Source organism: Blautia sp. HCP3S3_H10_2 (assembly GCF_052122375.1).
GTDB lineage: Bacteria > Bacillota > Clostridia > Lachnospirales > Lachnospiraceae > Blautia_A.
On the sequence record NZ_JBQKCL010000021.1, the window covers coordinates 12,926 to 36,059 of the forward strand.

The following is a 23,134-nucleotide window of genomic DNA, read 5'->3' on the forward strand; positions in this document are numbered from 1 at the left end:
AGTATTAAAAGCCTTTTGTAGCCTGTTGATTATGGAAATTTATTCAACCGGATGAAGGTTCTTCATGGATAAATCCATAATAGGAGCAGAATGTGTAAGTGCTCCGCTTGATACATAATTTACACCCAAACCAGTGAGTCTGGCAATATTTTCTTTTGTTACATTTCCAGAAACTTCGATTTCAGCACGGCCCGCAATGTAATCAATGGATTCCTTCAGCTGTTCAGTGGTCATGTTGTCCAGCATGATAATATCAGCGCCAGCTTCTACAGCTTCTTTCACCATATCAAGATTTTCTACTTCTACTTCAATTTTGCGGACAAAAGGCGCATAGGCTTTGGCCATGGAGATGGCCTGCTTTACGCCGCCAGCGGCACCGATGTGGTTGTCTTTCAGGAGAACACCGTCGGAAAGGTTGTAACGGTGATTGTTGCCGCCGCCCACACGAACGGAATATTTCTCAAAAATGCGGTTGTTTGGGGATGTTTTTCTGGTGTCCAGAAGCTTGATGCCGGTGCCTTCAAGAAGGGCTGCAACCTGGCTGGTGTAAGTAGCAATCCCGCTCATTCTCTGGAGATAATTGAGGGCGGTTCTTTCTCCGCAGAGAAGTACGCGGATGTCTCCGTAAACTTTTCCAATGAGCTGCTTATTTTCTACATGGTCGCCGTCTTTTACATAGAATTCGGCCTTTGTGGATGGATCCAGAAGTGTAAAAACACGTTCAAAAACCTGGAGACCGCAGATGATGCCGTCCTGTTTGCAGATAAGATCTACAACACCCGGAGTTGGATCTGGCATTACACTGTTGGTGGAGACATCTTCGCTGGTGATATCTTCTTTTAATGCACTTAAAATATATGGGTCAACATTTAACCCAAGAGTTACCTGATCAAACATATAAAAATTCCTTTCTGCCTTCGGTATTCTGGCCAAGGGTAATGGCCTGGGTGGCGAGGTGGTGATAAGTTTCGGCGAGGGACTGGATGTCCTGGTACGGAGTGAAATCTACGTGGGAAGCTAAGTAATCGGCAATTTCGCTGGCAGTTTCCTTAGTACGTGTAGCTGTTTCTGGATTTTTTGCGGTAATCGGAGTGTTATCCGTCGGGTTTTGCGTTGCCGGGTTTTGCACTGCTGAGCCCTGTGTTGCTGGATTCTGTGTTGCGTCGTGTGTTGCCGTGTTCTGTGCAGCCAGATCATGCTCTGCCATATCCTGTGCAGCACGTCTTGCGAAAACAAGGCTCTCCAACAGGGAATTGCTTGCCAGCCGGTTTTTGCCGTGAACACCGTTGCAGGCAGCTTCGCCTACTACATAAAGATTTTCCATGGAGGAACGGCTTTCGTGATCCACTTTTACGCCTCCCATGAAATAGTGCTGTGCAGGAACCACCGGGATACATTCTTTGAACACATCATAGCCCATTTCCCGGCAGTGTTCAACAATGTTTGGAAAATGGTGGCGGAGGGTTTCCGCAGGGATGGTGCGCAGATCTTCCCAGACGAAGTCGGTGCCGTCTTTTGCCATCTGCTCATGAATTTTCTCGGAAAGAAGGTCGCGTGGCAGCAGTTCATTCACAAATCGGTTCATGTTTTTGTCATATAATTTGGCGCCTTCGCCGCGGACGGATTCGGAAATGAGAAAGCTGCGGTCTTCCGGGCGTTTGGTGTAAAAGGTGGTGGGGTGAATCTGCACGTAATCCGGATTCTGCAGTTCGATGTGATGTCTGCTGGCAATGGCAAGGGCATCGCCTGTAAGGTGGCGGAAATTGGTTGAATGTCTGTAAAGTCCGCCTACACCGCCGCTTGCCAGAACTGTATAGGTGGCAGTAACAGTATCGAGGGAACCATCTGGACGGCGGATGACAGCGCCATAGCAGTGGTTGTCTTTTTCCAGGATATCAACCAGGGTAGTGTATTCCAGAAGCTCTACATTGGACAGCTTCTGTACCTCTCGGAGCAGGGAGCTGGTGATCTCTTTGCCGGTTACATCTTCGTGAAAAATGATGCGGTTGGTGGAATGGGCACCTTCTTTGGTGTAGGCAAGACTGCCGTCTTCGTTGCGCTCAAAGCGGGCACCGTAGGAAACCAGGTCTTTGACAACCTCCGGGGAGGTCTTGATCATGATCTCTACAGATTTTTTGTCATTTTCGTAATGGCCGGCTTTCATGGTGTCTTCGAAAAAGCTATCATAATCGGACTGTTCTTTCAGCATGCACATGCCGCCCTGGGCAAGGTAAGAATCGTTGCTGGTAAGATCTGATTTGGTTATAATGGTGATTTTTTTATCGCGGGGAAGCTTGAGGGCACAATAAAGGCCGGAACAGCCGCTTCCTGTGATGAGGATATCTGTTTTCATAATTTTGTAAGTCCTTTTTGGTTGAAAATGTTATGTTTAAAATTCTAGAGCCTGTTTGAAAAATCATTCATGCAATCTGCACGCCCCATATTACAGGCTAGTATGACTTACGCTAATTAGCAACCTGCTTCATTTGTCTAAATTTCCATCTACTGCGTTGTCGTCAGTCGCCGTAGCCACCGCTACGCCTCCTTCCTCCGCCTTGCAGATGAAAATTTATCCTGCATGAATCAGGTCGCCAATTGGCGTGAGTCATACTAGTTGCGGGTGGCTTTTTGAAAGCGTTTCTAGAAATTTTACAGGCTGACATGTCCTGTAGTATACCACTAAACTTTACAATTGACAAGATAACTGTAAACTTTTTTGTTGACAGTGGGACGGTAAGAGAATATAATCCTAAGAAAATGTCTTGAAAGAGGAATGTGTAAAACTTAAATGTGAAGAAGCGTATCCCCAAAAGAGATATAAAGAAATAAACAGGAAATTAAAATCGAAAAGTGCAAAAATAAAAACAGGAGCGAAAAGTAATTATGATGACAACAAGACAGCTGCAGGATGAAATTCTGCGTTTAAAGAAGGAAAAAGATATCTGTATTCTTGCTCATGCTTACCAGAGCCAGGAAATCCTGGAGGTTGCCGATTACACAGGAGATTCTTACGGGCTGAGCCAGCAGGCTGCTAAGGCGCCGCAGAGAAATGTGCTGATGTGCGGGGTAAGATTTATGGCAGAAACCGTAAAGATTCTTTCTCCGGAGAAAACAGTTTACCTTTCCAACAGCGGTGCGGGATGTCCCATGGCAGAGCAGCTGGATGTGGAAATGCTTTCTGCGCTGAAGGAAGCGAATCCGGATTATACGGTTGTGGCTTATATTAATACCACTTCGGAGTTGAAAACAATCTGTGATGTGTGCGTAACCTCTTCCTCTGCGGTAAAAATTGTGAAAAACATTGATAATGATAAGATCCTGTTTATTCCGGACTGCAATCTTGGTGCCTGGGTGGAGAAACAGGTTCCTGAGAAGACGTTTAAGTTTGTCCATGGAGGCTGTCCGACTCATCTCAGAATGTCCGTAAGAGATGTGAAAAAAGCAAGGGCGGCTCATCCGGAGGCGAAATTCCTGGTACATCCAGAGTGTCTGCCGGAGGTCTCTGCTATGGCTGATTATATTGGAAGTACCACTGGGATTATGAAATATGCGAAGGAAAGTGACGCAGAAGAATTTATTATCGGAACGGAAAACAGTATCGTGCAGCATCTGCAGTTCGAGTGCCCGGAGAAGAAATTTTACCCGCTGTCCAAGGATTGTGTATGTCACAATATGAAGCTGACTACATTGATGGATGTATATAACTGTGTTCGTGGACAGGGTGGAGAGGAAATCAATCTGGATGAGAATGTGAGAGTGAAGGCGAAGGCTTGTATTGATACCATGCTGACGTTAGGGGAATAAAAACGGGATTAGCAGAAAAATTATTACATAATAAAATATTTATTGTAATATAATTATATAAATGATAAAATAATATTGGGTGCTACCATAACGGTAGGCGGTTAGTCCTTCACCAGAGGGACTGTGACCCTCTGATTACATAGAAACCCATAAGGGAATCTGTCGGAAAGGAGGGCTAAGCCAATGAGTATCGTAGATTTCATTGCAGTAGTGAGCTTCGGCTTAACCTGCTTTAGTATCGGATATGCATTCGGTAAAGAAAATAGTAAATCACAAAAATAACCGCCCGTGTCTGGAAAACTAAGCGGTTATTTTTATAATCAAACCGGACTAACCGTCTATCGGTAGCACCTTTTATACTAATTATATTAACATGTTTTTAAAAGAATGTCAAAAAAGAAATTTTATTTGGCAAATTCTATCCAATATATTTCAGCTATATCTCAATATATTTCATTGCTGGTTAAGTTGTGAACAGGAGCTACATTTCTCAATGGTACAGGTATGCTTACGTTCTCCCGCTGGCACATCTTTATCATAATTTATTCCAACCAGCAGAATTTCCCCACCGAAATCTTTAATCGCATCGGGATAGTGTTTGTTCTTAATCTGATCAATTGCGCCTTTAGCAGACTGATTCCATTTCATTTCAATTACAAGAGCTGGAAGAGGTGAATTTCTTTTTGGAAGATATACGATATCGGCATAGCCGTTTCCAGCAGGTAATTCCTCAAATTTCAGATAATAGTCCCTGTAACTAAAATAAGCGAGCTTAATAATGCTGCGCAGTGACTGTTCATTATTATAAAATAAGAGAGCTGTTTCTTCTGTATGGATTTTTTCAATCGCTATTCGTATTTACTTCTATCTCAATACTACCAATCAGCTCGGCAATGGTTCTGGACAATCCGTCAAAATCCAGGCTTATATATTCCATTAGGCTTTCGTTTTTATTTTACACGATATGTTAAAAAATTCAATTAGCTAAGGACTATAAAATTGACAAAGCCGACCATCCGCGTATAATTAAATTAGGTTTTTGCACCATTTTATCAATAAAAATCCCATGAATACAGATTAGTTGCGGATTGTGGCTGTGTTCCAGCAGCTAACGACAGGAGAAATGATAATGGAAAATATGGAAAAGAAAAATGTGGAAAAGAATGCTTCAGCGGAAGAAAACGGATTGGCAGATTTATTTGGGGATGACAGAACACGGCAGCTGCGGTTGTTGGAAATCCTGGGAAAGGATTATGTCAGCTTCTGCCTTGTAAATCTGAAAAAACAAACGGTCAGAATAATCAGCACCGACTTTGGAGATATGGTAAATGAAAGGGACATAGGACCAGAAATGCCATATGATAAGAGTTGCCTGAACTTAATTGACAAGTTTGTTGTAGACCATGAGCAGGCGTATATACGGGAAAAAATAAAGTTGGAAAATGTTAAAACCCAGCTCGCCGGGAAAAAGGAATACAGCATTGTATTTGAGGCAGAAGCAGGGGGAAAGATACATGACTGCCAGCTGCGGTATCTGGACATAGGAGATCCGGAGCAGGTGCTTATGGTAGTCCGTTACATTGATGATGTAGTGGCCAGGGCAAAAGAAGAAAAGAAGGATGCCATTGCCGCAAATGAGATGAAGAGCCGTTTTCTGTCCTCTATTTCCCATGATATCCGTACACCGGTCAATGGGATTCTGGGAATGCTGCGCATTGCGGACAGCTATCCCAACGATCTGAAAAAACAGAACGAATGCAGGGAGAAAATGTGGGTGGCAGCAGATTATCTGGTTTCCCTGGTGAACAATGTCCTGGATATGAACCGGCTGGAAAATAAGTCAGTAGATCTGTCGGAGCAGCCCTTTAATCTGATCGACCTGCTGATGAATCTGACGGCAATGACAGATATGCAGTGCAATGCCCAGGGACTCCATTCTGTTGTAGACTGGAAACCGGGATACATTGAGCACAGGTATCTGATTGGAAGTGCGGAAGGGCTTTCCAGAATTCTGATGAATCTTTCCAGTAATGCCATAAAATATAACAAAAAGGGCGGTACGATTTATTGCAGATGTAAGGAAATCAGCTGTGATGGGGAAACGGTATGGTTTGAATTTATTAATTCCGATACAGGTATCGGAATGAGTACGGAATTTCTGGAGCATGCCTTTGAACCTTATATTCAGGCAGATAATACATCTTTGAACAGTATAAAGGGTGTTGGACTTGGTCTTTCTATTGTCAAGCAGACTGTGGAAGCAATGGGTGGAACCATGCTGGTGGAGAGTAAATTAAATGAGGGAACGAAATATACGATCCGGCTTCCGTTTAAAGTAAATCATAATCCGGAGGTCAAGACTCCATCCTTTGAATATTTGTCCCTGAAAGGGGTAAAAGCTCTTCTCGTAGAAGATAATGAGCTGAATATGGAAATTGCGAAATTCCACCTGGAACAGGAGCAGGTACAGGTATTTACTGCTGTAAATGGTGAGGAAGCAGTGGAAAAATTCAGGGATTCTGAAGTCGGATTTTTTGACATTATCCTGATGGATATTATGATGCCAATTATGGACGGTCTGGAGGCTACCAGACGGATCCGGCACATGAACCGGGCAGATGCGATCACCATTCCCATTATTGCCATGAGTGCAAATGCGTTTCAGGAGGATATTGAGAAGAGCCTGGAAGCCGGGCTGAATGAGCATCTGGTGAAACCGCTGGATGGTAAGACTGTGACAGATACCATGAAGAAGTTTCTGGCGAATAAGATTCGAAAATGAACAGGAGATTTATAATATGGTTAAAATTATTTCAGACAGCACCTGTGATCTTTCACCGGAGCTGGTTGCAAAGTATGAGATAGACATTCTGCCCCTTCATATTCTTCTGGGTGAAGAGGAGTATGAGGATGGTAAAAATATTACGCCAGAGCAGATTTTTGCCTGGTCTGATGAGCACAGGACGACTCCGAAGACTTCAGCTCCGTCTCTGGCTGCTGCGGTGGAGCTTTTCCGCCCTTATGTGGAAGAAGGACGCGAAATTGTCTGTTTTTCCATTTCCGGAAGTATGTCAACTTCTGGAAATGTGATGCGCCTTGCGGCTGAGGAATTGGAAGCCACGGACAGGATCAGAGTGGTTGATTCAGCCAATCTTTCCACTGGAATCGGACTTCTGGTAATAGAAGCGGCAATTATGGCGCAGAATCACCACACCGCGGCAGAAATCGCTTTTGCCATGGAGGCGTTGAAGCTAAATGTGCGGGCAAGCTTTGTTGTGGATACTCTTACTTATCTGTATCGCGGTGGACGCTGTAACGCAGTTGCAGCCATGGCTGGCGGAGTGTTGAAGCTGCATCCCAGAATCGTGGTAGAAAATGGAGCTATGAATGCTTCGAAGAAATACCGCGGAAAGATCGCTTCTGTGATCTTGTCATATGTGAAGGATATGGAAGATAGCTTGAAAAATGCAAGACCGGACCGTGTGTTTATCACCCATTCGGGGTGTGACCGGGCTATAGTGGAGGAAGTGCGCAGTTATCTGGAAGGTCTGGGAATTTTCCAGGAGATACTGGAAACGCGGGCTGGCGGCGTAATCTCCAGTCACTGTGGGCCAGGGACACTGGGCGTTTTATTTATTGCGAAGTGACCACCTGGAGCCAGAAAAGGTTAAGAAAAAATACTGAAATAATGCGGATAATGCTTGTAATATGCGGATTTTACAACGTAGAGAATTTATATAATGCTGGTATGAGGATTCTTATAACATTATCGGTGAAAATGGCCAGAAAAGTGGATACGGTTATGAATATCAGCAGTCAGTGGCTGCGTATACGGGCTGGACTTACGATTATGTAAATGCTGGCTGGTCTGACCTGCTGAAAATGATGGAGAATCGGGAAATAGATCTGATGAGCGGTGTTTCCTATACAGAAGAACGCGCAGAAAAAATGCTTTTTTCTGAACTGCCAATGGGGGAAGAACGATATTATCTGTAAGCAGACCTGAGAAACACGGACATTTCTGCTTCTGATCTGAATTCTTTAAATGGCAAGCGTGTTGGTCTGCTGGAAGGAAGCATCCATGCAACACAATTTTTCGAGTGGGAAGAAAAACATGACCTTATTTTGTTATTAATAAAGACCGTCCGGATTTAAAGGAAGAACTGATACAAGCGTTAAAGGATGGCAGGATTGATAGGATCTTCCATTTTAGCCAGAATCCTTCAGCTGCAGAAGACAATGGTTTTATTTTGTCCAATACCGTTTTGACGGCGGATATGGCAGCTGTTACTGCTAAAAATTATTTTGACGAAAATGCAGAAAATACGGTTGCAATAGAAAAAGGAAAACTGTCACTAAAATGGTATATTTCCTATAACTATCCGAAGTGGAAAATCGTGGAGTATGATTCCGCAGAAGATGTTGTAAAAGCGGTACATTCAGGAGAGGCAGACTGTTTTGTTGATGAGATTGGTCGTCTGGCAAAGTACATTGAAGATAAGAAGCTGTATGTTGCTTCGTTGATGCAGCAGTGCAACATATCCTTTGCGGTGGACCTGGAAAATACAGTTCTGCTGTCTGTATTGAATAAAACGCTGGACACTATGTCAGCTGCCATGTTTTCCGGCGCCCTGTCCATGTATGAAAACAGCAGTCAGAAGGTTACTTTGACACAATTTATAAAAGATAATCTTCTGATAGTTGTTACAGTATTTATTGTGATATTTGGCATTATCCTTGTGATAATCCTTAGTTCCTTAAAAAAATCAAGGGTTGCCGAGGCAAAAGCAAAGAAAGCAGCCAAACAATCCCAGGAATTAAATAAAAAACTGCAGGAGAGCCATAAGGAACTGGAGGTAGCACTGCTCCGTGCAGAGAGCGGAAAAGTAAAGATTAACGAGAACCCATTACATCTGCCGGATCTGCTGCATGATATCCGAACTATTGTACAGCCGAATATTGCTTCCAAACGGCTCGATTTTCTCATTGATACAGTAGATGTGTGGGATGAGGATATTATTGCGGATAAGCTGAGGCTGACCCAGGTTCTGCTGAATATTTTGAGCAATGGTATTAAGTTCAACAAAATTGGCGGAACAATTGGTATCCGTGTAAGACAGTTGAAATCCGCACCGACAGGATATGGTAGTTATCAGTTTATTATCCGAAACACTGGAATTGGTATGAAACCTGAATTCCAGGAGCATATTTTTGAATCTTTTTCACGGGAAGAGACATCTACAGTAAGCGGAATACAGGGAACCGGACTGGGTATGGCAATTACCAAGAACATTGTAGATATGATGGGCGGTACCATTACGGTTAAAAGTGAGGAAGGAAAGGGCAGTGAGTTCACTGTCAATCTGACGTTCAAATTAAGTGGTGAGAAGCAGTGGAAAAAAATAATTATAGTGGGAAGAGAATCCTTCTGGTAGAGGATAATGAGTTGAATCAGGAGATTGCACAGACAATTCTGGAGGATGCAGGATTTATAATTGAAACAGCAAACAACGGTAGGACAGCCGTGGAAAAAAATGGAACAGGCTGTTCCTGGACAATATGACCTGATCTTCATGGATATTCAGATGCCGGTTATGAATGGTTATGAAGCCGCGAAACAGATCCGTGCATTGAAGAATCCTGACATTGCAGCTATACCGATTATTGCTATGACTGCAAATGCTTTTGAGGAAGACAGGGAAAAATCTTTTGCAGCTGGAATGAATGGTCATCTGGCGAAACTTGTAAGTGTAGAGACATTGGTGAATACGATTTGCAAAATTATGAAATAAAGAGTGAACTGCTGGATATATCAAAAATAAAGGAGGAAAGCAAAATGAAAACTCGCAGATTAGGAAAAACAGGACTTGAAGTGAGCGAAATCGGATTTGGTGGAGAATGGCTGGAGCGCCATCCGGAGGAGGAGAGTATCGAACTGATCCGGTATGCAGCTTCGAAAGGTGTAAATATCCTTGACTGCTGGATGGCAGATCCAAAGTCCAGAGATATTATTGGAAAAGGAATTAAGGAGGACAGAAGCAAGTGGTTCATCCAGGGACACATTGGTTCCACCTGGAAAGACGGACAGTATTACCGTACCAGGGATATGAAATATGTGCGCCCGGCATTTGAAGATCTGTTAAAAAGACTGCAGACTGATTATATTGATCTTGGAATGATCCATTACATAGATTCCGAAGAAGAGTGGGAACAGATCCAGCATTCTGAGTATATGGATTATGTGATGGAATTAAAAAATACAGGTGTGATCCATCACATCGGGATGAGCTCTCACAACCCGAAGGTTGCTATTAAGGCAGCTGAGTCAGGGTTCGTGGAAATGATTCTTTTCAGCATTAACCCAGCATTTGATATGCTTCCTGCAAGTGAAAACATTGACACCATGTTTGCTGAAGAATTTGATTCCAGCCTGAAAGGGATTGATCCGGAGCGTGCGCGTTTATACAAGGTCTGTGAGCAGAATGATGTTGGAATCACGGTTATGAAGGGCTTTGCAGGCGGAAGACTTTTCGATGAAAAACGCTCTCCATTTGGTGTAACATTAACGCCTGTGCAGTGTATCCATTATGCGCTGACCAGACCGGCAGTCTGTTCCATAATGTGTGGTTATGATACGAAGGAGCAGATTGACGCTGCGACTGCATATGAAACCGCTTCTGAGGAAGAGAAGGATTATGCTTCTGTTCTTGCCAATGCCCCGCTGCATTCTTATCGTGGAGAGTGTACTTATTGTGGACATTGCAAGCCTTGCGTATCCGATCTGGACATTGCCATGATCAATAAATTTTATGATCTGGCAACCATGCAGCCGAAGGTACCTGCTACGGTGCAGTCTCATTATGAGCTGTTGGAACATAAAGCTTCGGAATGCATTGGCTGCCAGGCCTGTGAGGCAAGATGCCCATTCGGGGTACCGATTGCTGAGAGGATGAGAAAGACGGCGGAGCTGTTTGGCTACTAGGTCTGTTGAAAGATAACTGTAAGAGTGGCATGTTATGTTACCAGGGTAAAACTGGGCATAATATGCCATTTTAGCAAAAACTTTGATGAGAAAATCAAAGGAGACAGAATGAAAGAAAAGAAAAGTGTGTCTCTGAACCGGGTAATCCTGGTCTCAACTGTTCTGGGATGCTGTGCAATCATGATATTGCTTACCTGTATGGATTGTTTTTTAATAGGAAATTATCAAAAAACAAAATTACAGGAGCAAAAAGCGGTAATAGAAAAATTGGCCCAGGCTTATGGGGAGGATTTAAGTGAACTTCAGAAATACCTGTATGACATTTATATAAATGATCTTCGTTTTCAGGCATTGGGGAGTGGAGTAAATCCAGAAGATTCCTATGATTATGAATATGAATTGAATCAGGATATAAACAGTAAAATGTTGCTGAATGAATGGCTGCATGGATATTTGCTGTATGACTATCAGAATGCTGCAAAAAGGTATTGTTTTGATGACACGAAGATTCCAGAAGAAGACCTGGAACAGATCAGACAAATTCAACAGGAGATAATAGACTCTGCTTCCAATAACTGGGAGTGGATGTTTACCCAGGTTAATGGATCTGTTTATGGATTTTTGTATTGCAAAAAGAATTATGCGCTATTGGAAATGGTATATAGCTTTGAAGAGGGTGAGAAAAATCTGGAATTGAATGAGCGGCAGCAGGGAAATATATTTTACAGTTTAGATGGAAAATTACTGGATAACCATATAGAGGATGAGAAAGAACGTTCTGTAAAAGAAGATTTGGCAGAAGAAACATTAAAATTTGAAAATAGTTTTTTCAGAAATAAAAATTTTTCAAGATATTTGCTAACGAAGGTTCCCGGAACTGATCTGTGGTTGGGAGTACAAATACAGCTTGATCTTTTCAGCTATATGAATATAACACAGCTTTTGCTTGTAGCAGTGACATGTACTATATTGGTGGCATTTTTTGTGCTGTATCAATATATGAAAAAGAAATTTTTTTATCCGCTGGAAAAGCTACAGAACACTATGGATGAGATCAGCCAGGGAAACTGGGATTGCCATATGGAAGATACTGGGAACCTGGAAGAGATTCAGAAAGTAAATGCGGCAATGGAGGCAATGGTTGCCGAAATACGGAAACAAAAAATCGCAGCATACGAAGGAACCATTCAGAAACAGAAAGCCCAGATGCAATATCTGAAGCTTCAATTAAAACCACATTTTTATCTCAATAGTTTAAAGACTTTGAACGTGCTTGCAAAAAGAGGGGATAAGGAGAAGGCACAGGATTTGATCATGGAGCTATCCTATCATCTCAGGTATTTGTTGCAGGCCGAGAAAGAACTTGTTCTGCTGAAGGATGAAATCAAGTATGTGAAAAACTATGAACAAATGCAGGGAATTCTCACTGGCAGAAAATTTGCAATCAAGTGGAATGTGGATGGGGAAGCGCAGCATTGGATGATTCCTACACTTGGGATTCAGACGTTTATTGAGAATAGTTTGAAATACGCAAAAGTAGGAGAAAATGGAAATACCCTGCTTATTAGAATATACGGACAGATTTTGGATACAGAGAATGGTAAATTTCTGGATATCCGGATCTGTGACAATGGAAACGGATATCCGAATCATGTATTACAGGAAATAAACGGAGAGACTGAAACAGAGAAAAGTAGTGTGGGAATTTTGAATTTGAAACGAAGATGTCATATTTTATACGGAGATAAAGCAGAATACTATTTTTATAATGAAGATGGTGCAGTAAGCGAGTTGATCTTGCCCTTCAGAAAGGAAATGGATAATGAAGCTGTTGATTGTGGATGATCAGAAGGATATTGTAGAAAGTCTGAGAGATGATATTAACTGGAAAGGGATAGGAATAGATAAGGTATACACAGCCTGTAGTGCCAGTGAGGCGAAGCTTCAGCTATTGGATCAGGAGATTGATATTTTACTTACAGATATTGAAATGCCTGAAGAGAATGGAATTGAGCTTTTCCGCTGGGTAAGAGCGAGGGATATGGACCTGCTTGGGATATTCCTTACGGCACATCCGGATTTTAAGTATACGAAAGAAGCAATCCGGTTAGGTGGTTTTGACTATATTCTACAGCCGGCGAGATATGAAGAAATTCAGAAGGTTGTCCAGGAAGCTGTATGGAAACGGAATGAGAAACTGGAAAGTAAAATGCCACAGGAAAAAGAGCGAAGAAAAAGCCAGGCCGAAATGGAGAAGGAGCTTTCGTTTCAGTTGGATGAAGGAACTGAGGCAGATAAGCAAAATTATGAAAGGCAGATTCATTCGCTGGAAAAATATTTAAAAGAAAATTTAAGTCGTAATATTTCCCGTACAGAAGCCTCCAAAATGCTTCATCTGAATGAGGATTATTTTTCACGGTTATTTAAAAAATATACGGGAACTACCTATAAGGACTATATAATGGAACTTAGAATCGGACAGGCGAAGCACCTTCTGGCGAAATCCTGTCTCTCTGTAAGCATCATTGCAGGAAAAGTAGGGTATGACAATTTCTCATATTTTTCAACAATTTTCCGCAAAATGACCGGAATGTCACCCCAGGAATACAGACAGCAAGAAAAACAAAGCAGTTAAAAAAGAACCGGTCGTAAAACAAAAAAGAAAAATCGGAAAAGAAAAAGAAATATTTTCATCTGTTCTTTAAAATAGAAGAAAAAAGAAAGGAACAGGGAAAATGAAAGAGAAAAACAGACGAACGATTCAAAGACGCTGGCGAGGAATTACTTCTGTGACAGCCTCATGCTTGGCTTTGACCTTGACGGCATCCCCTATTGTAGAGCGGTTCCGTACGGATATTGACAAGTTTCTTGGGACGTCCAGTACAAAACTGGTAACTGACGGAGAGGAACAGAGTGAAAATCTTTATGCTTACAAATCGGATTATGCAAGTACAAAGGAAATGGTACAGGCAATCGCGGATCTTGGAGAGACTATGAGTGAAGAGGGAAGTGTCCTTCTGAAAAATAATGGAGCACTTCCGCTTACAAAGGATGAAATGAAGAAGGTCTCCCTTCTTGGTTTTTCCAGTTATTACCCAGTTATGGGCGGTGATATGGGAAGTCTTCTGACAGAAAACGAGGGAACGGATGCAGATACAGTAGACTTTGTGGAAGCATTGGAGGAAAAAGGGTTTGTGATTAATCCTGTTCTTCAGAAAATGTACACAAATGACGCTGTTTTTGCAGATTATCCTGATGAGAAAAATCAGACAGGAACATTGACAGCGCCGCTTATTTCAGGTGTATTCAGCAGTAAGGAGCCATCATTAGAAAGACTGGAGAGCGTTGAAAAGGATTGGAAGGACAGTCTGTCCGAGTATAATACTACTATATTAACGTTAGCGCGTTCTGGTGGCGAAAACAGAACTTATTATCCAGGAGAAGATGGCGTAAATCCGGATCAGAAGCTGAATCAGGAGGATCCACTTGGCTTGTCTGATGATGAGCGGGATCTGATCGCGGAAGCTGTGAAAGAAAAAGAGAAAAATGGAGGTAAGCTGATCCTTCTTTTGAATAATGCCAGTGCCATGGAAATTGAGGAAATCAAGGAAAACGAAGCAGTTGATGCAATATTACAGATTGGTTTTCCGGGAGGCTATGGCTTCTATGGTGTAGCAGATATTCTTTCCGGAGAAGCCAATCCTTCTGGACATTTAAGCGATACTTATGCAGTGGATAATTCTCTTTCACCTGCTGCACAGAATTATGGAGTTTATGAATATACAAACGCAGATAATGATAACTGTATCAACTCTGTACAGGTAGAGGCAGAGAATATTTATATCGGCTATAAATATTATGAAACCCGTTATATGGATTGTGTTTTAAATCAGGGAAATGCAGATGCTTCTGTGGGAAGTACCAGTGGCAATTGGATGTATGAAAATGAGGTTTCTTATCCTTTTGGATATGGATTAAGTTATACTACCTTTGAGAAAACATTGGATGAAGTAACGCCTGATCTGGAAAATAAAACGGTAACTGCGAAGGTAACTGTGAAAAATACAGGTGATGTAGCTGGAAAAGATGTAGTACAGTTATATGTTTCCCTGCCGTATACAGATTATGATAAAGAGAATGGCATTGAAAAAAGTGGTGTTCAGCTTTTGGACTATGGAAAAACCCAGCTGCTTCAGCCTGGGGAAAGTGAAACCCTTACAATTCAGGCTGATATGCAGTATATGACAAGCTGGGATTCTGGTGCTGACAATGAAGCAGGAACGAAGGGATGTTACATTCTTGAGTCAGGTGCTTATTATTTTGCGGTTGGCGAAGATGCGCATCAGGCAGCAAACAATGTGCTTGCATATACAGGAAGTAAAATAAGTGATGGAATGACAGAAGAGGGAAATAAGGAACTGGTATCCTCATGGAATCTGGAACAGCTGGATGATAAGACATTTGCCTATACAAAAAATGGTACTGCAGTTGAGAACCAGCTTCAGGATATGGATCTGAATTACTGGATGCCAGATATTGTGACATATCTGTCAAGAAGTGACTGGGAGAAAACATGGCCGGTTACATACAAAGATATTACTGCAACAGATGAGATGCTTCAGGCAATGAATAATGATAATTATGAGATTAAAGCTCAGGGTAATCCAGATGAAGTTGTTTTGGGAGCTGACAATCATATGACATTATCTGACCTTCGTGGAAATTCGGATATAGAAGATCCTTTGTGGAATCAGCTTATGGATCAGCTAACCCTGGAAGATGCCATGAAACGTACTGCTTTTGGCGGTGTGAGCACAAAAGCTATGCCATCTTTAAATTCTCCTGAGGTAATACAGAATGATGGACCAAATGGAATTTATTCCTACCCGCTTGGACAGTATGCAAATTATGACACTGCTTCCGGTGATCCTTGCGCTGTAGAAAAGGACGACAAGAACCTGGAATATAAAGCCGGTGTTATGGCAAATGAAACTGTGATCGGCCAAACATTCAGCAAAGAACTTGCAGAAAAGTATGGCGAAGTAATGGGAAATTATTCCCTCTGGTCTAATCTAACCATTTACTGGGGAGCCGGTGTGAATATTCATCGTAGTCCTTATAATGGGCGTAACCATGAGTATTACTCAGAGGATCCGGTTCTGACTGGCTTTATGGGAGCTGCCTTTGTTGAAGGCGGACAGAAATATGGCTGTCTGATCGCGCCAAAGCATTTGGCATTTAATGATACAGAAGTAAACAGAATTGGAATCAGTACGTTTATGACAGAGCAGCAGGCAAGGGAAAACGAGCTTCGTGGATTCCAGAGTTCCTTTGAGGATGTACATGCACTGGCAGCTATGTCTGCGTTTAACAGAGTTGGTGTTTTACCATGTAATGCCCATGCAGGTCTGATGGTAAATATTCTCCGTAAGGAATGGGGATTTGAGGGCCTTCTCAGTGAAGATGCGATTCCACAGGCAAATTACTGCGTGTTAAAAGAAGCGGTTATGAATGGAGTGACGATGACCTGTAAAACAGGTGACGACACGATGGAAGCAATCGCAGAAAAATGGACTTACTGGACTAAAGAAAACGTAAGCCAGGACGAAGAACTTCTGAAGGCATTGAAACAGGCTATGAAGTGGCAGGCATTTGCACTTGCAAATTCTAATGCCATGGACGGAATGGCTGCTTCCAGTCATCTGGTAAGTGTGCGCACATGGTATGATAATCTGCTCACCGGATTACAGATTGCCTTTTTACTGCTGACGCTTTTAAGCTTGGTAATGTATGGAAAAGCGTGGATGACTGGAAGGAGAGGAAACAGTGATGAAAAATAAAGGTGCAGGTTTTTATCTTACGATCATTACAGTGGTGGCAGCGGTAGCAGCATTGGTGTGTTATGTATGGAATTGCAGAACAGATTATTTTGCAAGTTACGGGATCAGCAAGGTTGTAATTGGCTGTATGGTAGTTGGAATTCTGACTGAGATTCTGGTACTGGGGACTGGAAAGGGAGAGCCGAAGATATGGAAGGACATTTTGCCAGTGTTAGGAGCTGTATTATTAATGGTAGCGGCGATACAATTCATCGGACTTCGTATTAATGAGGCCGCATTTATTATGACTTTTCAGAAAAATGCAAGTAATGTTGCAGATCTTGAGAGTGCTATTGCAGGGATCATTTGTTGCCTGGTGGCTTCAATACTGGGAATGTGCGCTGCGTTTTTTGATATAAAAAAGGCTGCATAATAATGTTTTAGAGATTGTCTGCAAAGTAGAATTTTTCCTTGTAGACAGATTCAATTGTACTTCAGAGAAAGGAGGGGATTATGAAGAAATATAAGAGCCTGGGAATAATAGTTTTTTTGTTCCTGATATTATGCTATGTGGGAACTGTCTGGAAAAAACAGAGCATATTTTTTAAAGTACAGAATACATTGCCATGCGTCAATATAGCAATCCCCTCTGTTCATGAAGCTGCTGATGCAGAACTGGTAGAGGATGCGATCAACAGGCTGATCAGCGAACGTTATGGCTGCAATATCCACATTATTTATATTCCTATGGAAAACTGGAAACAGCAGGTTAACCTGCTGCTGGTAAATAATGCAGTGGATATTATGGCTTATATGAGCGAGCCGACGTTGCCTTTGCTGGTAAAAGAAGGAAAGCTGATGGAACTGGATGAATGTGTGGCGAATGCGTCTGAGGAATTCCGGAAAGTCTGGGATGAAGAAAAGCTTGCTGGAACAAAAGTAAATGGAAAGATTTATGCGATTCCAAGTTACCGGAATTATGGAAATTATATTGGGCTTACAATTGAGAAAGAAATAGCCAGTGAGTATGGAATACAGTCTGGAAAAAGAATGTCCTTGGATGAAATTTCGTCATTTTTGTATGAGCTGAAGAAGAAATATCCAGACCGTTATCCACTGGTACCCCAAGGTGGTGATGCATTGGTCAATGGCTGGACCTGGGATGGATTAGGGGATTCAAAGAATATAGGTGTATTAGAGAATTGTGGACAGTCATTGGTGGTGAAAAATATTTTTGATACAGAAGAATTTCAGGAATTTTGCAGATATACAAGACAGTGGTATAAGGATGGATTAATTTATCCCGATATTTTGAATAATACTTTAAGGGGAGATGAACTGGTAAGAAATAATAAAGGAATCTGTTATTTTGAGAATTTTGCAAATATGGAACAGACGGAGGTTGTACATACAGTGAGCGTGGAACCATGGGCAGTGTCAAATTCCTATATTGAAGTGGGCTATGGAATAAATGCAGAATCTTCCCATAAAGAAACTGCATGGGAAGTTTTGGAGATGCTGTTTACAGATTGCGAGGTAAATACGCTTCTGGTTGATGGACTTGAGGGAATACATTACGAAAAAAATACAGATGGGACGATTGCCTGGACAAGTAAAAGATCAAAAGGGTATCTGATGGCAGATCAATATTATTTCTTTCCATATTGTGCAAATACGCCGCCTTTGCAGGAAGAAGGGGCAGATTTCTGGAAAAAACTTGACTTTTTTAATAAAAATGTGCGGACTTCCAAGGCAATCGGGTTCTGTTTTGACAGCTCGGAGGTATCAACGGAGTATCAGCTGTGCGAGGCTGTTGTTGATAAATATTATACTGCTATTTTGTCAGGAGCAGTGGATACAGAGAAAATGATAGAACGGGCTGACAGAGAAATGAAAGCTGCTGGAATTGAAAAAGTGATTGCGGAAAAACAGAGACAGCTGGAACAGTTTCTTAGAATTAATTAATGGAAAATGGCGTGTTATGTAACCGGTAAAAATACGGACATAACACGCCGTTTTGAATTAGAGCGAGCCAAACTCATTGGTGCAGAAGACTTTTTTTAAATGCTTTAAGATAAAATTCCAGTAGATTGCAGGAACAGGATAAACATCAGAACCGGGGCAACGAAGCGGATCATCACCCTATAAAGCTTTTTCCGGCGGAACTTTTCCCCATTTTTTTCCATTTCATCAATCACATAGTCGGGGGTTACGATCCAACCGATCAAGATGGTTGAGAGCAATGCGATGAATGGCATCATAACACTGTTGCTGATGTAATCCATAATGTCAAGTAACTGACCTGTGGAACCGTTAGGCAACTTCACTTCTACATAGAAAATACTGTAACCAAGCGCAATGATTGCGGAGGCTGCAAGGTAGATCACGGATAGGTGATCCATCCACCGATCACTGCGTAATAGGTCATGATGAGAACCGGTACTAGGAAAGTAAGGATTCCAAGAAACTTCCACTTCGGATGCATCTGGGTGTAAGCGTCGCTAGCACTTTTCTGGGTGCGGCGGCCGATGGCAATATCAGAAGTAAGAAGAGTAAAGCCGAAGGTCAGTACCAGGATTAGGTAAATGATCAGAAAGAGGCCGCCCCCATCTTTGGCTGCAAGATAGGGAAATCTCCATAAGTTTCCCACTCCCACAGCACTGCCGGCTGCGGCAAGGACAAAACCAAGCTGTCCTGAAAAATGATTTGATTTCTTTTCCATTGTAAATAGTTCCCCTTAAAAAAATGTGAACGGGCTAGAGCGTGCAGATTGCAGGAATGATTTTTCAAACAGGCTCTAAGCCGTATATGTAAATATTGTAAGAGAATGGCTCTCTCTTGTCAACAATACCAGCCTGGTTATTCAGTATCGAAAAGGTTACTCTTTGATGCTGGACACAAGGTGGTAGTAGAAGATTCCACTTGACGTCGGCAAGTGGATTTGTTAAAATATCGTCTCGGAATATGACATTAAAATTATTTTTTACAACGGCTTGCTCCGTTACATTTTCAGATATAATTGAATATGATAGGGCGCTGATTACTTCAGTGCTACGGTCGGACATCCATAATCCATTTTGCAATTCGGGTTATGGATGTTTTTTGGTGAAAGGAGTAAGACATGGAAAACGAATTATTTGAAAAAACTTCTGTGCCGAAAGCGTACATGAAACTGGCGCTGCCGGTTGTGCTCAGCATGATGGTTTCCCTGGTCTACAATATGGTGGACACGTATTTTATCGCATTGACAGGAGTGCAGGAGCTGGTGGCAGGAGTGTCCCTTGTGGTTCCGATATTTACAATGATGATTGCTTTTGGGGATATTTTCGGACTTGGAGGAAGTTCGGTTATTTCACGGCTTTTTGGAGAAAAAAGAGAGGCTGATGCAAAGCGGGCCAGTGCTTTTTGTGTCTGGGCGTCTGTGCTTTTTGGCGTTTTCGTAACAGTGATACTTCTTCTGTTCCGCAGCCAGATTCTTGGCATATTGGGAGCAGATGAGACTACATGGCAGTATGCAGGTGATTATTACACCTGGATCGTACTTGGTGCAGTATTTATTATTTTTGGCCTTGTGCCTAGCAATATTCTTCGTACAGAGGGGCTGGCAACACAGGCAATGACGGGCTCGATTCTGGGCTCTATTGTGAATATTATTCTCGATCCGGTATTTATTTTCGGACTGAAACAGGGAGCAGCCGGAGCTGCAATCGCAACAGTACTGGGAAATGTGATTGCTGATATTTATTATGTTTATGCGATCCGAAAGAAGGCAAAACGTCTGTCCGTGGCACTTACCGATGTGAAAATCCCTGGTGTTATGATCCGGGATATTTTTACTATCGGAATTCCGGCATCGATCACTAATTTAATGCAGAGCTTCATGGTGATGATGACCAATCATTTTCTGCTCAGTTATGGAACTGACAAAATCGCTGCTATGGGAATTGCCCTGAAAGCGAATATGATCACAACACTGATCCTGGTTGGATTTGCCTTTGGAGGACAGCCTTTGATTGGTTATAATTATGGTTCTGGAAATCAGAAAAGACTGAAAGAAATTTTGAAGTTTTCTTATCTTTTTGAAATGGGACTTGGACTTGTTTTTACAGTGATTATGAGTGCGTTTGCGCCGATGATCATAAGCATATTTATGAATGATCCGGAGATTGTAAACAATGGGGCAATGATGCTGAGATTTCAGCAGCTGGGTATGACGTTCATGGCGGTTACCCTTGTATCTACCTGTGTGTGTCAGTCTGTGGGAAATGCGCTGGGAGCTTTCACATTATCGCTCAGCAGACAAGGTGTGCTGTATGTGATCGCGCTACTGATTCTTTCCAGGATCTTTGGATATACAGGTGTGCTGGTTTCACAGGCTTGTGCAGATGTGGTGACGGCTGTGATAGCGGTGGGTATTGTGCGGAAGATTCTGAAAGTGAGAAGATAGTGTTGCCGTTACCTTAGTTTTAGTGGTATTCTAAGAGCATATTAGAGCGTGTTTACAAAAATTTAACATCAAAAAATTGAGGGGCAGTTTGGATGTATTTATGGGTTATTGCGGTAGTGGCAGCTTATTTTATCAAGGGCCTGTGTGGCTTTGCCAATACATTGATATTTACAACTATATTGAGTTTTGGTACGGCGAATGCAGATATTTCGCCAATTGATCTGCTGGTGGGGTACCCGTCTAATCTGATTCTTACATGGAAAAACAGGAAAAGACTAGATCCGAAAATATATCTCCCCCTTATAGGATTGGTCCTGTTGGGGAGTATTCCTGGCTCTTTTTTGCTGAAAAATGTAGATGCAGGTGCGATTAAGCTGTTATTTGGTGTAGTGGTGATCGTTCTGGGTGCAGAAATGGTATTACGGGAGTATAGTCACAAAAAGGGAAAATCCTCCAGAATCCTGTTGGCGGTTATTGGAATCCTGTCAGGAGTGCTTTGCGGTTTATTTGGCATTGGTGCTTTGCTGGCGGCCTATGTCAGCAGGGTAACAGAAGACACGGACTCCTTTAAGGCTAATATTAGTGTGGTTTTTATAGCAGATAATACGGTGCGCATAATCCTTTACAGCGTTCTGGGCCTGTTGAATCTGAAAACGGTACAAATGAGTCTGTTGCTTTTTCCATTTGCTTTACTGGGATTGCTGGCAGGTATAAAATGCAGCAATATTGCAGATGAAAAATGGATCCGCAGGATTACAGCGGGGTTGCTGATGCTTTCGGGAATTTCTCTTATTTTGAAAAACCTGTAGATGTAAAAAACGTAGGTTAAAAAATGTTTTCCTTTGTCAGCAATATCAGCATATGCTAAAGCGAATATGCAGATATCTTTTGAACTGCGGTGTAGAATATGAGGCAGATACTATTAAGAAGGTATATCTTCGCAGTAAAGATGGCACAATAAACCAAGAGGTTTATGTAATCCCATTAATTACTTTCGTTATCCTCTGATCATTCCGATTGTTTATTATGAGGGTGCTGGAAACTGGACGGCTGGGTTGCATTTCCGGGACCGGATTGAATTTGCTGAAGAAATGAAAGAATATATACCAGATTTTAAATATCATGTAGTCAGTGTACATAAATATACAGATGAGGAACTCTTCCGCCAGAATAATGAGATGGCGCTTGTCATGCGTATTAACAAATTGCAGAATGTGAGAAATTTGGAGGATTTTTCGAAAGAATCTGATGAGTTTCTGCGCCGTATCTATGGAAATGCATCGGAAGAGATAAAGAACATACTGAAAAATATCATTTGGGCCTTGCTGAAAAATATGAATGTTCCGAACAGAACAGCAGAGGAATTCATGGACAGTATAGAAGGAGGGTGTGGAATGGGTGAGTTGTTTGCGAATGCAAAGCTAAATATCTATGAAGGCTTAGAAGAGCTGAGAAGGGAGAAAGAAGAAGCTGAGAAACAGGTAGCAGATGCGAGAATAGCGTGCTATGTTACGGATACAAATTTCGAACATAGTACGCTATTTTGTCTTTGGCAGAATACAAAAAAAGCACCTCTTCCGAGGTGCTCCATTTAGCAGGGCTACAAGGATTCGAACCTTGAAATGACGGAGTCAGAGTCCGTTGCCTTACCATTTGGCGATAGCCCTATGCGCTTTAGCAAGTTGTTTTCTCGCTTGCGACAGGTTGTATTATATATCAATATCCATATAAAAGTCAACCCCTTTTTTCAAATTTTTTTAAAAAATTTATTCAATTCCTGCAAAGCCTTGATTTTACTGGAAAAAAATAGGATTCCTACTCGCTTTTCCCTGTGCATTATGGATGAAATATGTTATAATCAAGCAAAATATATGGGCGTAGCACATATATTTTGCGCTACGCGAGCGGAGCGCAAGCGTAGTTCGCGGTTCCCGTATATATGGGCGTAGCACATATATTTTGCGCTACGCGAACGGAGCGCAAGCGTAGTTCGCGGTTCCCGTATATATGGGCGTAGCACATATATTTTGCGCTACGCAAACGGAGCGCAAGCGTAGTTCGCGGTTCCCGTATATATGGGCG

General features: G+C 42.0%; 17 protein-coding genes, 1 tRNA gene and 2 pseudogenes. 15 read left to right on the plus strand and 5 right to left on the minus strand.

Translation table 11 applies throughout. The features are described 5' to 3' along the window. Positions 1–39: 39 nt before the first annotated feature. Positions 40–897 carry a carboxylating nicotinate-nucleotide diphosphorylase gene (gene nadC, locus ACTQWB_RS17455; protein ID WP_441500917.1) on the minus strand — a complete coding sequence of 286 codons (858 nt, stop codon included), beginning with the start codon at positions 895–897 and terminating at the stop codon, positions 40–42. Positions 898–1,198: 301 nt separating this feature from the next. After that, positions 1,199–2,353: pseudogene (locus tag ACTQWB_RS17460) on the minus strand (L-aspartate oxidase); the annotation flags it as partial. A gap of 530 nt (positions 2,354–2,883) precedes the next feature. Here ACTQWB_RS17460 and nadA point away from each other — a divergent pair. Beyond that, the gene (nadA, locus tag ACTQWB_RS17465) at positions 2,884–3,804 is read left to right on the plus strand and encodes a quinolinate synthase NadA (RefSeq protein WP_441500918.1); all 921 of its coding nucleotides are present in this window, start codon (positions 2,884–2,886) and stop codon (positions 3,802–3,804) included. Between the two features lie 453 nt (positions 3,805–4,257). Here the strand turns inward: nadA and ACTQWB_RS17470 are convergent, their stop codons facing one another. Further along, positions 4,258–4,662 (minus strand): PD-(D/E)XK nuclease domain-containing protein, encoded by a 405-nt coding sequence (locus ACTQWB_RS17470; protein ID WP_441501126.1) that lies wholly within the window; start codon positions 4,660–4,662, stop codon positions 4,258–4,260. A gap of 271 nt (positions 4,663–4,933) precedes the next feature. Between ACTQWB_RS17470 and ACTQWB_RS17475 the strand changes: the two genes are divergently transcribed. The 11 genes from ACTQWB_RS17475 to ACTQWB_RS17525 all read left to right on the plus strand — a co-directional run bounded on the left by ACTQWB_RS17475 (position 4,934) and on the right by ACTQWB_RS17525 (position 18,570). Further along, positions 4,934–6,586 carry an ATP-binding response regulator gene (locus tag ACTQWB_RS17475; RefSeq protein ID WP_441500919.1) on the plus strand — a complete coding sequence of 551 codons (1,653 nt, stop codon included), beginning with the start codon at positions 4,934–4,936 and terminating at the stop codon, positions 6,584–6,586. 16 nt (positions 6,587–6,602) lie between these two features. After that, the gene (locus ACTQWB_RS17480) at positions 6,603–7,451 is read left to right on the plus strand and encodes a DegV family protein (RefSeq protein ID WP_441500920.1); all 849 of its coding nucleotides are present in this window, start codon (positions 6,603–6,605) and stop codon (positions 7,449–7,451) included. A 121-nt stretch (positions 7,452–7,572) separates the two neighbouring features. Beyond that, positions 7,573–7,800 carry a transporter substrate-binding domain-containing protein gene (locus ACTQWB_RS17485; RefSeq protein ID WP_441501127.1) on the plus strand — a complete coding sequence of 76 codons (228 nt, stop codon included), beginning with the start codon at positions 7,573–7,575 and terminating at the stop codon, positions 7,798–7,800. 254 nt (positions 7,801–8,054) lie between these two features. Beyond that, on the plus strand, positions 8,055–9,239 hold the full coding sequence (locus tag ACTQWB_RS17490) for an ATP-binding protein (protein ID WP_441500921.1): 1,185 nt from the start codon (positions 8,055–8,057) through the stop codon (positions 9,237–9,239). Between the two features lie 60 nt (positions 9,240–9,299). Then, positions 9,300–9,596, plus strand: a complete 297-nt coding sequence (locus ACTQWB_RS17495) for a response regulator (RefSeq protein WP_441500922.1) — start codon at positions 9,300–9,302, stop codon at positions 9,594–9,596. A 44-nt stretch (positions 9,597–9,640) separates the two neighbouring features. Continuing rightward, the gene (locus ACTQWB_RS17500; RefSeq protein WP_441500923.1) at positions 9,641–10,786 is read left to right on the plus strand and encodes an aldo/keto reductase; all 1,146 of its coding nucleotides are present in this window, start codon (positions 9,641–9,643) and stop codon (positions 10,784–10,786) included. Positions 10,787–10,894: 108 nt separating this feature from the next. Beyond that, positions 10,895–12,631 carry a sensor histidine kinase gene (locus tag ACTQWB_RS17505; protein ID WP_441500924.1) on the plus strand — a complete coding sequence of 579 codons (1,737 nt, stop codon included), beginning with the start codon at positions 10,895–10,897 and terminating at the stop codon, positions 12,629–12,631. Next, positions 12,609–13,421: a response regulator transcription factor gene (locus ACTQWB_RS17510; protein WP_441500925.1), complete on the plus strand. Its 813-nt coding sequence runs from the start codon at positions 12,609–12,611 to the stop codon at positions 13,419–13,421. The genes ACTQWB_RS17505 and ACTQWB_RS17510 overlap by 23 nt, the downstream gene beginning before the upstream one ends. A 100-nt stretch (positions 13,422–13,521) precedes the next feature. Then, a complete protein-coding gene (locus tag ACTQWB_RS17515) occupies positions 13,522–16,626 on the plus strand; it encodes a glycoside hydrolase family 3 C-terminal domain-containing protein (RefSeq protein ID WP_441500926.1) in 3,105 nt (1,034 codons plus the stop codon). Further along, positions 16,613–17,038: a hypothetical protein gene (locus tag ACTQWB_RS17520; RefSeq protein WP_441500927.1), complete on the plus strand. Its 426-nt coding sequence runs from the start codon at positions 16,613–16,615 to the stop codon at positions 17,036–17,038. Before ACTQWB_RS17515 ends, ACTQWB_RS17520 begins: the two co-directional genes overlap by 14 nt. 80 nt (positions 17,039–17,118) lie before the next feature. Beyond that, complete coding sequence (locus ACTQWB_RS17525) at positions 17,119–18,570, plus strand: ABC transporter substrate-binding protein (RefSeq protein ID WP_441500928.1); 1,452 nt, start codon at positions 17,119–17,121, stop codon at positions 18,568–18,570. Between the two features lie 104 nt (positions 18,571–18,674). On the opposite strand, the pseudogene ACTQWB_RS17530 reads toward ACTQWB_RS17525, so the two are convergent. Continuing rightward, positions 18,675–19,327 (minus strand): annotated as a pseudogene (locus ACTQWB_RS17530) (hypothetical protein). A 399-nt stretch (positions 19,328–19,726) separates the two neighbouring features. Here ACTQWB_RS17530 and ACTQWB_RS17535 point away from each other — a divergent pair. The 3 genes from ACTQWB_RS17535 (at position 19,727) to ACTQWB_RS17545 (ending at position 22,647) form a co-directional block, all read left to right on the plus strand. Continuing rightward, positions 19,727–21,052: an MATE family efflux transporter gene (locus ACTQWB_RS17535; protein WP_441500929.1), complete on the plus strand. Its 1,326-nt coding sequence runs from the start codon at positions 19,727–19,729 to the stop codon at positions 21,050–21,052. Positions 21,053–21,144: 92 nt separating this feature from the next. Continuing rightward, a complete protein-coding gene (locus ACTQWB_RS17540) occupies positions 21,145–21,861 on the plus strand; it encodes a sulfite exporter TauE/SafE family protein (protein ID WP_441500930.1) in 717 nt (238 codons plus the stop codon). 198 nt (positions 21,862–22,059) lie between these two features. Further along, on the plus strand, positions 22,060–22,647 hold the full coding sequence (locus ACTQWB_RS17545; protein WP_441501128.1) for an Rpn family recombination-promoting nuclease/putative transposase: 588 nt from the start codon (positions 22,060–22,062) through the stop codon (positions 22,645–22,647). On the opposite strand, the gene ACTQWB_RS17550 is transcribed toward ACTQWB_RS17545, so the two are convergent. Next, positions 22,648–22,719 (minus strand) — tRNA-Gln (locus ACTQWB_RS17550). Positions 22,720–23,134 lie beyond the last annotated feature (415 nt).